The 11,899-nt window shown below is 48.5% G+C and carries 12 protein-coding genes and 1 pseudogene; 2 read left to right on the plus strand and 11 right to left on the minus strand.

Going from position 1 to position 11,899, the window contains the following annotated elements:
* Positions 1-158: 158 nt before the first annotated feature.
* Positions 159-1,382 (plus strand): site-specific integrase, encoded by a 1,224-nt coding sequence (locus Q1K76_RS03595; protein ID WP_151940036.1) that lies wholly within the window; start codon positions 159-161, stop codon positions 1,380-1,382.
* 20 nt (positions 1,383-1,402) lie between these two features.
* The gene (locus Q1K76_RS03600) at positions 1,403-2,728 is read left to right on the plus strand and encodes a site-specific integrase (protein WP_151940016.1); all 1,326 of its coding nucleotides are present in this window, start codon (positions 1,403-1,405) and stop codon (positions 2,726-2,728) included.
* Between the two features lie 25 nt (positions 2,729-2,753).
* On the opposite strand, the gene Q1K76_RS03605 is transcribed toward Q1K76_RS03600, so the two are convergent.
* The 11 genes and pseudogenes from Q1K76_RS03605 to Q1K76_RS03655 form a co-directional block, all read right to left on the minus strand.
* Positions 2,754-3,065: a helix-turn-helix domain-containing protein gene (locus Q1K76_RS03605; RefSeq protein WP_055301262.1), complete on the minus strand. Its 312-nt coding sequence runs from the start codon at positions 3,063-3,065 to the stop codon at positions 2,754-2,756.
* A complete protein-coding gene (locus tag Q1K76_RS03610; protein ID WP_055301264.1) occupies positions 3,062-3,355 on the minus strand; it encodes a helix-turn-helix domain-containing protein in 294 nt (97 codons plus the stop codon). Before Q1K76_RS03610 ends, Q1K76_RS03605 begins: the two co-directional genes overlap by 4 nt.
* A gap of 12 nt (positions 3,356-3,367) precedes the next feature.
* Positions 3,368-3,691, minus strand: a complete 324-nt coding sequence (locus Q1K76_RS03615; RefSeq protein WP_032944609.1) for a helix-turn-helix domain-containing protein — start codon at positions 3,689-3,691, stop codon at positions 3,368-3,370.
* Positions 3,692-3,897: 206 nt separating this feature from the next.
* Positions 3,898-4,314 carry a hypothetical protein gene (locus tag Q1K76_RS03620; protein WP_032949291.1) on the minus strand — a complete coding sequence of 139 codons (417 nt, stop codon included), beginning with the start codon at positions 4,312-4,314 and terminating at the stop codon, positions 3,898-3,900.
* Positions 4,315-4,632: 318 nt separating this feature from the next.
* Positions 4,633-5,940: a sigma-54 dependent transcriptional regulator gene (locus tag Q1K76_RS03625; RefSeq protein ID WP_300131126.1), complete on the minus strand. Its 1,308-nt coding sequence runs from the start codon at positions 5,938-5,940 to the stop codon at positions 4,633-4,635.
* A complete protein-coding gene (locus tag Q1K76_RS03630) occupies positions 5,915-8,287 on the minus strand; it encodes an ATP-binding protein (RefSeq protein WP_300131128.1) in 2,373 nt (790 codons plus the stop codon). Before Q1K76_RS03630 ends, Q1K76_RS03625 begins: the two co-directional genes overlap by 26 nt.
* Positions 8,288-8,779: 492 nt before the next feature.
* A complete protein-coding gene (locus tag Q1K76_RS03635; protein ID WP_057281983.1) occupies positions 8,780-9,568 on the minus strand; it encodes a PRTRC system ThiF family protein in 789 nt (262 codons plus the stop codon).
* Positions 9,565-10,266: a PRTRC system protein B gene (locus Q1K76_RS03640; RefSeq protein WP_289551269.1), complete on the minus strand. Its 702-nt coding sequence runs from the start codon at positions 10,264-10,266 to the stop codon at positions 9,565-9,567. The genes Q1K76_RS03635 and Q1K76_RS03640 overlap by 4 nt, the downstream gene beginning before the upstream one ends.
* Before the next feature lie 16 nt (positions 10,267-10,282).
* On the minus strand, positions 10,283-11,365 hold the full coding sequence (locus tag Q1K76_RS03645) for a hypothetical protein (protein WP_300131133.1): 1,083 nt from the start codon (positions 11,363-11,365) through the stop codon (positions 10,283-10,285).
* A gap of 37 nt (positions 11,366-11,402) precedes the next feature.
* Positions 11,403-11,624, minus strand: a complete 222-nt coding sequence (locus Q1K76_RS03650; protein ID WP_055300447.1) for a PRTRC system protein C — start codon at positions 11,622-11,624, stop codon at positions 11,403-11,405.
* 3 nt (positions 11,625-11,627) lie between these two features.
* Positions 11,628-11,899 (minus strand): annotated as a pseudogene (locus Q1K76_RS03655) (PRTRC system protein E); the annotation flags it as partial.

Here is an 11,899-nt window from a genome sequence, read left to right on the forward strand (position 1 = left end):
TTCATCATTTTGGCTTAGCGAAGGTACTTATTTTTTTTGAGATATGAAAAATATAGGTTCCGGAAGTCAATGGTGATAGCTTTGTCGATGTCTGACGATATTTTACATGCCGATGATTAACTCTGTCTCTGTTAATTTTGCAAACAATGGAACAGATTATGAATCAGACAGATGTAAAGGTTTCGTTCTACCTTAAAAAGAGCGAGGCGGATGCCAGGGGAAACTGTCCCGTGATGGCACGGCTTATTGTCGGCAAGCACTCTGAAACAGCATTCAGTGTCAAGTTTCGTGTGCCACAGTCATTGTGGTCATCCGGACGGGCGTGTGGAAAAAGTGTTGCGGCAAGAGACATAAACAACAGACTGGATGAAATACGAGCTGCCGCGCTCGGCATCTTTGCGGAACAATCTGCAATCCGTGAGGATGTAACAGCAGAGGATGTAAAGCATCAACTTTTGGGTATGGCTTCGGAACAGGAAACCCTATTAAGCTATTTCAGACTTTTCATTAGAAATTTCGAAAAACGTGTTGGGATCAATCGTACGGAAAAGACATTGAGGGCTTACCGTAATTCCTACAATCATCTGGTACGTTTTTTACAGATGCAATATAAGCTGTCAGATATCCCTTTTGCCGCATTGGACCGTTCCTTCATTGAAAAATATGACTTGTACCTACGTACGGAATGTTGTCTGGCTTCAGGCACAATAGTCAATCTTACCGTCCAACTGAAAACAATTGTCGGAGAAGCTATTGCTGACGGTATAATAACAGTATTCCCGTTTGTCGGATATGAACCGGTACATCCGAAACCGGAACAGAAATATCTCACCTCCGAAGAATTGAATAGGATTATGACAACACCTCTCCATGATCAGATTCTTTATCATGTGAGAGATATGTTCCTGTTTTCCTGTTATACGGGTATTCCCTATAGCGACATGTGTCTGCTGACAAATGAAAATCTTTCTCTCGCGGAAGATGGTACCTGGTGGATCAGGAGTTCTCGCAAGAAAACCGGTGTGGATTTTGAAATACCGCTTATGGAACTGCCGTTCCATATTATTGAAAAATACCGCGATATGGCTCCTGAAGGAAAGCTTCTCCCCATGTATTCCAACAGTTCATTGAATCGTTATTTGAAACGCATCGCCGAAATTTGCGGTATAGGACGTAAGCTGGTCTTCCATGCAGCCCGTCATACCTATGCGACAGAAATTACACTTTCCCATGGCGTACCGCTTGAAACGGTCAGCAAGATGTTGGGGCACAGTCGTATTGAGACCACACAGCATTACGCAAAGGTGACAGACAATAAGATAGATACAGATACGAAAGCATTGGATAAAATAATTGCTGAGCGGTTTTCTGTAGTTATTTGATAATGGCAAAAAATAGGATTATGAAAAGAAATACTGACAATATGGAAATCAAACGTCGCAGTACATTTGCGATACTGTTTTATATAAACCGCACCAAAGTCCGTAAGGATGGAACGTGCCAGTTGCTGTGCAAGATAAGCATAGATGCCAAATGGGAACAGATAGGAACGAAAGTATCCGTCAATCCGGCCATCTGGAATCCTGAAAAAGGACGGGCTGACGGCCGCAGTGAGAATGCCATTACCGTCAACCGGGCTATTGATGATCTGACCAAAGAAATCAAGGAGCATTACAGGCGGATTAAGAACAGTCTGGGATTTATTACGGCAGAGCAGGTGAAGAATGCCGTGATGGGAGTCGGTCAGAAACCGTTAACTCTGCTGGCTCTTTTCAGAGAGCATAACGAGGAGTTTAAGAAACGTATCGGTGTGGATCGTATAAAGGAGAGTTATGATTCCTACTTACGTTCATATAAGCACCTTTCGGCTTTCGTGCAGGAAAAACGCGGCGTAGAGGATGTACTGCTACGTAGTCTTGACCGTGTGTTCTACGATGACTTTGAACTTTTTCTCAGGACGGACAGGAATTTAAGCCCGAAGAGTGTGCATGAACATCTTTACAGGCTGAAGAAGATGACCATGCGGGCTGTCAGCCAGGGAACAATCCGCCGTGATCCGTATTGTCGCCTTCATCCTGAACTGCCCAAACGGAAAAGTCGTCATCTGAAGCTGGAAGACCTGAAGACACTGCTTACAACACCTGTCGAGAAGCCACAGCTTCAGTTTGTAAGGGATATGTTCATCTTCTCCACTTTTACCGGACTTGCCTATACGGATTTGAAAAAATTGAGGGTAAATGATATTACCCAATCTGAAGACGGTTCATGGTGGATTCATATCCACCGCCAGAAAACAGGAACACTGTCTTCTGTCCGATTGCTGGATATTCCGTTGAAGATAATAGAGAAATATCGGGAACAGAGAAAGGATGACAAGGTCTTCAATCTGTATAGTCGTACGTATTTCATTATGCTCGCCCACCAGTTGGGTGAAGTTTACGGATTTGAACTTACATTTCATAAGGCACGACACAATTTCGGAACCCATATAACCCTTTCATTGGGTGTTCCAATCGAGACAGTCGGCAAAATGATGGGGCACATGCGTATTGAGACCACGCAGCTTTATGCCAAAGTGACTGACAGGAAAGTGGACGAGGACATGAAACGGCTGAAAGCAGCCGGAATGGACCGAACTTTTGGTTTGTACGAAGAAGAGGTTATTGTCAAGAAACGGAGAAGGAAATTCGGATACCAATTGTCCGACAACAAAGAAACGACCTTGTAAAGAGGCCGTTTCTTTTACTTTTGCTTCATACCCATCGCTGTTCTTCCCTGCATCTTTTATATGCGTCGTCAAGAACTTTTTGTATGTCTGACTCTTTGTAAAGGGCTTTTCCCTGTACAAGATAGTAAGGTATCATACCGAGGGTCCGGTATTCCTGCAAGGTACGCCGGCTTACTTTCAACAGTTTTGAAAGTTCCTCGTCCGTGAGGAAATAATCACCGTGGAATGCGGGCCTTGGAGCCGTCCGTATTGCGTCTATCATGCGCTCCATGTTTTCCAGCCCTTTGAAAATAGTATCAATTCTCGGGTCTTTTCTGTTTATAAGATCGTAACTCATGGCTTTCTTTTTTGTGGGTGATAACTTGATTCCAACAGGCTTTGTACATCTTCCGGCTTATAGAAGAACTTGTTCTTAATCCGGGTGAAAGGCAACAGTCCTTTCTCGCGATATACCTGAAGTGTTCTCTTGGATATTCGGAGAATCCCGCATACCTCCTGATTGTCCATCCATTTTTTCAGTGCCGCGTCTTTGGTCTGACTACATATACCGGTGACTTTTTTCTCGATCATGCTGAGACGGACAACCAATTCGTCAAAGGTCTGTTTTTCCATACATATAATTTCCATACCGTCATTTTATTAGGGTTGAAGACCGAGTTCTTTTTTTATTCTCGCCGGCAGCACCTTCCCCTTCCTGTTCAGGAAGTCCTGGACTTCCGAAGCCTTGTAGTAGGTACGCCCGTCAATCATGTAGTATGTGACGAGCTTCTTCTGGCGGTAGCGTGCAAGGGTGCGTTTCGTAACGCCAAGGAGTTCGCACATATCCTGGTTGTCGAGCAGCTTGTCACCCTCAAGGGCGGCCGTCTGCCTGTTCATGCGGTTCAGTCTGTCATCTATCCTGTCAAACCGTTCCATTATCTGGTGGAGCATCATCTGGAATGTCTCCCTGTCTATCTGTATCATAATGAATTCTGTTTTTAGTGTAATAATTCCATTTTTTACACCGTGTTGCGCAACAGGTTTCATTATGATATAGGCCAAAACATGGACCAATGGAGCTTATTACCACATAAAAACATGGCAAGTCGCTGAATAATAGAGAAATAAAAAATCAGCCCCATAAAAACGAGACTGATAGAAGTATTGCAAATGCAAGAGCGTGCAATCTTTTATTGCAATGTTTTGCGATAAGTAAGGCGGCAGATCCCGTTTCTGAATGTTTTTGTCCTGACCAGTTCCCATTTGTCCGTGGAGATATGTTTTGATACGGGAACCGTTTCGGAACTGATTACCGGAAGAAGAAAAATGACCATCTCATCTATCAGGCGGTACAGGGACAGTCCCCGCAGCAGTTCTGCGCCGCTGTCGTCATAGATTTCAGCCAGATATATGTCAGAGGGTGCAGACTGTTCCTTGTCACAGATGAGGTCGACTAGCGGATAGCCCGGATACAACATGCGGGTGGACCGGCCCCGCCAGTAGGGGAAACCGTCATCGCTGTTTTGTATCCATTGCAGCAGGGAATCGTTCCGTGCGGGGACGAAACCGTTCAATGTCATTGCTATCAGAACCTGTAACTTTGCCATACCTTGATACTCCAAATGAAAAGCGTGAGGCTCACGCTATTTCGGATGGAGGCTCTGACAAAGCCCAATACAGAAATTTGCATGAGCTCACGCTATTAGGCATAGCATAAGCTGCACGCAAAAGCCTCTGTATTTTTGAATTTGTCAGATTCCCATCCGAGACGTCTTGCGACTTATGTATAATATCCGGCGAGGCTGTCAGCCCTGTCGGTATTTTCTTATGTTCCTGCTGGCAGTATGTATTCCATATTTTGCCAGACTTATGCAAATGTAGGCATTTTATTCCAGACTGGAAAACATCTCCGGTCTATATTGCCTTTATTTGTCGTTCAGTCCGTATTTCTTCATTTTTCTGTACAACGTAGAAGGATCAATGTGCAGCATCTCCGCCGTCCGTTTCCGGTTGCCCGTGCATATTTTCAAGGCCCTGATGATGGACTGTTTTTCCTGTGTCTCATTTTCCGGAAAAAGGAAGATTTTCTCTTTCTCATCCTCGATTCTTATGTTCAAACAAGCCGTTTCGATTATCGGCTGTTTGGACAGCAGGACGGCTCGTTTGATCTTGTTCTGCAATTCCCGTACATTTCCCGGCCAGCCGTATGAGAGCAGCTGTTGCTCTGCCTCACGGCTGAATCCGTCGGTCTGCCGTTTGAGTTCCCTGGAGAACTTTTCCCTGAAATGTTCGGCAAGCGGAAGTATGTCCTCCGGGCATTCATGCAGGGCCGGCAGGACGATTTCAAATTCCCCCAGACGGTGGTAGAGGTCTTCCCGGAAGCGTCTCTCCCTGATGGCCAGCTGAAGGTCCTCGTTGGTTGCCGCCACTATCCTTACGTCGGAGTGTTTCTCCCGGTTGCTGCCTATAGGGATATAGCTGCCTTCCTGCAAGGTACGCAGGAGCATGCTTTGTACCTCCATGGACAATGTTCCTACTTCGTCAAGGAACAGGGTCCCGCCACGGGCCGTTTCAAAGAAGCCTTCACGGTTTGTGTCCGCCCCCGTAAACGTCCCCTTCACATGCCCGAAAAAGAGCGAGGGCGCAAGCTCTTTGGGAATGACCCCGCAGTTTACTGCCAGGAACGGCTTTTCCCTGCGCTCGCTGGAATAATGGATACGTTGCGCTACGGATTCCTTGCCTGCACCGTTCGGACCAAGAATCAGTACGGAAATGTCAAATGGAGCGACCGTACGAGCTAGATTTTCCACTTCTTTCATCTGTCGGCTGTTCCTGGGAAGGATGTCCTTGTCCTTTCCGTATATGACTGAGCGAGGATGCAGGATGTTCTTTATCAGACTTTGCAGTTCATCCATCTGAACAGGCTTGGCCAGATAGTCTTTTGCCCCCATCTTGATGGCACGGACGGCATCCGACACGGAGGCATATCCGGTCATGATGATGAAGGGAACGTCTATCCGTTCTCTCTGCATCCATTCGAGCAGCGATATGCCGTCCCCCTGCGGAAGACGGACATCGGAAAGGACAAGATCGAAAGGCTCCTTTTTCAGAAGCCGCCTTGCACCGGGTTCGTCTATCGTCGTCACTGCTTCATAGCCGGATTTCTCAAACCATTTCTTTTGTTGTCCGGCCAGCAGGATATTGTCTTCAACTATGAGTATTCTGTGTTTCATCCGTATAGTTCTTTAAGTCAAGTTTTCTGATTTCCGAAAGCAGGTTCTTCGCATCGCCTACCAGCCGGTCTATTCTTCCGATGACCGTCTCTGTATATGTACTGATGGTCAGATCATCGGAAGTATCGTCATGTAGGATTCTGCTGTATGTTTCCAGTTCACAGGCCACTCCCAGCTGTTCCCAGGTGGGATACATGCGGTGCAGGGTGTTTTTCATCCGCTCCGTGTCCGTTTTCATGCTTTCAAGGGCTTTTTTCAGTTCCGTCCTGTTGTCGATCGATTCCTCAATGAAAGCATTGAGCATCCATTCCATATCCCCCGTCTCTGCGGCTAAGGCATTGAAATCCGCCTTCTGTTCCTGCCGCTGGCCCGACCTTTCCATTATGGAGGAAAGGAAAGCCTGCAGCTCGTTCATGGAGAACGGTTTCTGTATGCAGCCGGAAAAGCCGGCTTCAGTATAGCGGCTTTCGTCCACGTCGTTGCGGGCAGTCATGGCGGCAACCGGAATGGTGCGTGAATTTCCGATATTGGAATGACGCAGGAGATATAGCAAGTCAAAACCGCTGGTCCCGTGCATCTGGATGTCTGTCAGCAGTAAGTCGTAGGGTTCTTTCCGCAGTTCGCCCACCACGTCCTTCGCCCCGATGCAGGTACGGCATGATACACCGTTGCGCTCCAGCATCTCCATGACGATGCGCAGTTGTATCGGATCGTCGTCCACAAGGATGATACGCTTTGGAAGGCTGAGCCTTTTCACGGTCGGCATGACGTGGTTCTTTACCGGTTCAGTGGAAATGGCGAGGGGGATTTCCGTGTGGAACAGACTGCCTTCCCCGACATGGCTCGATACGGAAATACTGCCGCCGAGCAGGTTCACAAGTCCCTTGGTTATCGGAAGGCCGAGCCCGAAGCCTTCCGGCGAAATGTCTGGCGCCGCCCGTTCAAACGGTCTGAATATGCGTTCTATCGTTTCCTTGTCCATGCCGATGCCCGAGTCCTCCACCTCCATGGTCATTACCACGTCCTTGTGGCTTACCCGGAAACAGACTGTTCCGTTGCGGGTGAACTTGATAGCGTTAGTCAGCAGGTTGTCCGCCACCTGACGGATACGGTCCGCATCTCCGTATACCACTATGTCGGTGCCTTCTGCTTCCGTTTTGAAGACCAGCCCCTTGTCATTGGCCGCACAGGTGTATTCCTCGTTAATGTCGTCGACGAAGGCTTTCAGGTTGAAAGGTATCCTGTTCAGTGATTCCTTCGCTTCGTCCAGTCTGGAGAGGTCAAGCAGGCTGTTGGCAAGCCTTGTGATATGGCGTGAGGACTTGATGATGTTGTCAAGGTAAGTGTTGCGGCGTTTTCTTTCCCTGGTGTCAATGGCCAGTTCCGCACTGCCGCAGATGGCGTTCAATGGTCCCCTTATGTCATGGGAAAGCGTTACGATGATACGCTTTCTCATTTCGGACAGTTCCCGGTTCTGTTTGAGCGTATCCACCAGTCTGCTGCGGTCATGTTCCTTGCGCCGTATGTCCCTCTGTATGACAAGATGGGATATGATCAGCAGGACAATGGCAACGATGATGGTGGCCGCAAACAGTTTGAATGAAAGTGCTTTTGCCTCCGCAATCCTTGTTTCCCGGTTTTGGAAAGCGGCCTGGACCTGTTCGTCAAGGGCGGTGATGAAGGAGTTCAGTCTTTTGTTCAGTTTCAGGTTTTGCAAACGCAGGCTGTCAATATAGAGTCCGATATGTCTGTCATGCTCTTCCTGCATGGTTATCAACTGGCGGTTGAGCTGCCGCAGTTCTGTCGTGGAAGCCGGCACCTGTACGGTTTCCTTCTTGCCAAAGAAACCTGCTATGCCGTTTTTCCGGCGGGTGACCGTGCGTGTACGGGTACTCTTGTCGATGACCTCGGGGAGATGGTTGTAGAGCAGGCTGTCTGATGTCCTCTGCTCCTGAAAAACCTTTGTAAGATGATACAGGCGGCTTTCCTTCTCTTCCAACAGTCGTCGCAATGTGTCTATCTGTTCGTGGCTTACCAGATCCAGGCCGTTGTCTTTCATCCGTTCCAGCAGGCTGTCTATGTGCAGGCGCCTGTTCTGGTATGCTGAGAAGTCCTCGCTGTCCCATCCGATGGCGGATTCCCCCAGCAATGCGATTCCGACAATGTGGCGGCGTATGGCGTTGACTTCATTCCGGATCTCACGTATTTCTGCGGTTCCGTTTGCTATGTCATGCATTTTTTTGCGCTCATGAAGCAGTATGGCAATCATGCTTCCGATGACTGCCAGCAATATCAGATAACCAGCTATGATTTTTGTCTGCAATGAAATTCCACTTAGCTTCCTCATACGCCTTATGATAAAAAAAATCCCGGAAGGTTGTGGGGCGCAGTCTTCCGGGACGTGAGTAATTTGGATGTCACCCCGATGCGCTATCCAGTCGTACACAGAATGCACTCCGGCCTTTTATAACCTTGGCGGGCGACGGTTTGCCCGCATGATTCTCCCTTCTGCCGGCAGCTGTCGGCAGAAAATTCTCTGGTTCGGGTATCCAATATCTTGTCCATATTCTTTTTTTTACAGTCAGTCCATATTTCTGTTTCTCCGTATTTTCCGATGCAGGAAAAAATAAGGCCCCCTGTTATAGTCCCGTGTGGAAATGTGGATGGCCCTGTTTTCGTTTGCCTGAATTATGGAAGTTCCGGCAAGACAATACGCTGTCCTATTGTATAATATTCCAAAATACAAATATATACATTTGTTCCTAACTGCAATGAAGTTAATATATGTTTGTCTTGATTTCAAACAAGTTTTAACATGTTATAGGTCATAAAGCCGCGTTCAGACAGGTATCGGATTCATTTTCAAGGTAGAAAGGTTCAGGTACAGCCCGTAATGCTCGATCATGCCGTTGCGGAACATTTTCCACAGGATGTTGCAGCCGAGCTGTGCCAATGTGGAGTTGATGAACAGGTCCTGCTTTTCCAGGGCCTCTGCCAGTGAGCAGCTCGGTCCCGAGTCTTTCTCCTTTACTTTAGCGTATTTCACGTAGCGGGTAATCACTTTCAGTGACTCCACCGTTTCGTACAGCTTGGATTCCGGCTGCCTGATTTTTTTCGGTACGGTTCCGAGGACGACCTGTCCCGTGTCCTGTGTATTCCCAAAGTCCATCCAGTACAGGGGCGTCTCGTGGCTTCTGTATTCCGATACCGGCACGGCTTTCAGTATGTTCCACAGGTCGATACGTGACTTTATGTTGTCCGTGCAGGTGATCGTTATGTTGGCCAGATTATCCCGTCTGGCGTCCTTCAGGGCTGCCGGATAGATGTCCGGTACCGCCTTCCAGTCGTTGCCGAAGAAGTTGTTCATGCGTGTGACAAGACACTGTGCCTTGTTCAGGCCGATGTCCGAGGGGCTGAAGAGCTGTCGCCCGATGTTGGCCTCCGTCACGATGTCGGAATCATACACGGTTATAAACAGCCCGGGGTGTCCGAGTCCCCTCAGTGCCGTGTCAAGTCTGGCCAGGCAGGTAAGTACCTGCGAGCCTGTTCCTCCCGCTCCGATAAGGTTTACCGTTACCGGATGCTGCGGGTTTATGAGATAGTTGTCGATGTAATGTACTCTTTTCATTTCAGTATGTCTTTAAGTTTCATGTTGTTCAGTTGCTTCAGTTCGTCGAGGTTGAAGTCCCTGTCCCGTGCCGCCTTTGTCACCAGCACGAGGTTTGACCTTGTCGGGTTCCCGTTCCCTCCCAGGTGGGTGAATTCCGTAAGCCAGAATTTCCTTTCCCAGTACTGCAGCAGCTTCTCATAGGTCAGGTCCTTCGGCAGCTCTATCCTGGCGTTTCCCAGACATACGCTGGAACCTGTCACGTTGAAGAAGGGCGCGGCGTACAGCACGGTATCCGGTCCGGGAACATTTTCCTTGTAGGCATAGATTCTCATTCCGTGTTCTCCGGCCTCATAGATCACTCCCGGCAGGTAATATTCCGCGTTTTCTATTTTGAGCGCGGGGCTGAAGAACATCATCCTCTTGTGCGGAGGGTTGTACCACACGTATCTCTCGCTGCCCTTGCGCTGGTCGCAATACAACAGGTTGTCGGGTATCTTTCCATATGGAGTGGTGCTGTGTCTTTCCGAATATCCCTTCACGAGCGTGTTCATGAATTCCAGGGTTACCGGTCTTCCTTCCGTCATGTTTCCCCGGTCGTCAATTTCACGGATTTCAAGGAAAAAGTTCCTGTCATTCTCCGAGGCATAGGCAATCAGTGCCGCCCTGGGGTTGAGCGGCGTCTTGATTTTTCTGGTCAGTTCGTTGCTGTCTATCATATGCTTTCAGATTGGTTTATACTGTGATGTTGATGAATTTTTCCGCCCATTTGAAGAAACGTTCCGGATAGTCGTCCATGCGGAACAGTTCCTCCGTTTCCGGAGACAGGTCACAGGTAGTGACCGGAATGATGTCGTATGTCTCCTGGCTGTAGGAGTTGTAATAGTCGGTGAGATATTCCGTTATCATGTCGGTGCAGTCATAGATGACCCGGATCTGCTTGCTGAGATACATGGGCAAAAAGTCCGGTTCTTCCTCGTAGAAGGGATCGTAGCCGTATTCCATGATGCCGTGTTCAGGTGTAAGGAACTCCAGCCCCTCCTTCATGACAGAGAGCAGTGACTGTTCGTACCCGTCCTTTGGCTTATATCGGTCGATTGCCTTCGGCAGATTCTTGTAATAGGATTTGCGTTCCACCCGGCGTAACAGGGCATGTATCCTGCCTTCCTCATAGGAGTGCAGGAGCCGCCGCCTCTTTTTCCGGTCAGATGCCGTTTCACCCGAATCATCCTCAGACATCAGTGTCAGGGCATAGTCCATGTCATCCTCGTCCAGTACAGTATTTATCCCGTTCGCCTGCATCAGGTTGTGGATGAAGGTGACGGATATGCGTCTCAGTTCCGGTCCGAGCCTTTCCATGAACTTCGTCGGGAAGTAATACAACGTGAGTTCTCCCCATTCATGACATTTCCAGAGACGGAACAGGAGTCTTTCTTCGTCCTGCTCAATGTTGACATTCATGTCATTGCCTACAAGGTTACACATCTCTTCGTGCAGTCTGGCAATGCTTTCGCCGGGCGTTCGTCCCGGTGTATGTACCGCCTCCTTCTTCATGATGAGTGCATATCTGAAAAAGGAATCACGCAGGTACTCATAGTTTTCCTGCGTGATAAGATTGTGCGGCTTCCCGTCAGTACCGTCCGTGAACAGTTCCGATGGGGATATCGGCAAGAACGTAGCGTTCAGAAAAGAATTACGGCACCGCTGGGTGCCGCAATCCGTTTCTTCCTTTCCGTGCCGTAATGCACCTTCCTTTCGGTTTCCGCAATGATAAGCCTCGCGAGCTGTTCCGCCTGATATCCGTCCAATGGTACACATGATTTCTTTTTTTTTCTGTTGTCCTTTGCCATATCCTTTATCCTTTTGTTCCGATAGTTGTCTTGAACTCATATTCTGTCATATCCTCCCTGATGACCGGTCCGTGAACGGTAGCCGTCGTCAGTTCCGGGTACATGTTCGAATAGTAGCTCATGACCATGTCCGGCGAGATGTTCGGATCCGGGTCCTGAAGGGTTATATACTCCGTTCCTTTCTTGAATTTGAATGAGCGTGTCATTCCTTTGATTTCGAGTGCCATGTCTTAAACTGTCTGATAAGGTGAATACTTGGGTTCCAGCATGGACTGCGGGAAATCGATGTATTCCTCGTAGTCCTTTTCACTGTATGCGGGGTGTTCCTGATCGGAGAGGTACGGCTGCTGTTCGTCCTCCTGCATGAACCGTTCTTCCTGCCAGTCCTGTATTTCAGGCTGCGGCGGATATTGAGGTTGGGAAGGCTGCTGTCCGCCTGTCCGCTGTACGTATTGCGCGTGCGGCTGTATCTGCGGTCTTGCCTGCGGCTGTGGCGGCTGTT

Origin of the sequence: uncultured Barnesiella sp., from assembly GCF_946496565.1 — a bacterium.
GTDB lineage: Bacteria > Bacteroidota > Bacteroidia > Bacteroidales > Barnesiellaceae > Barnesiella > Barnesiella merdigallinarum.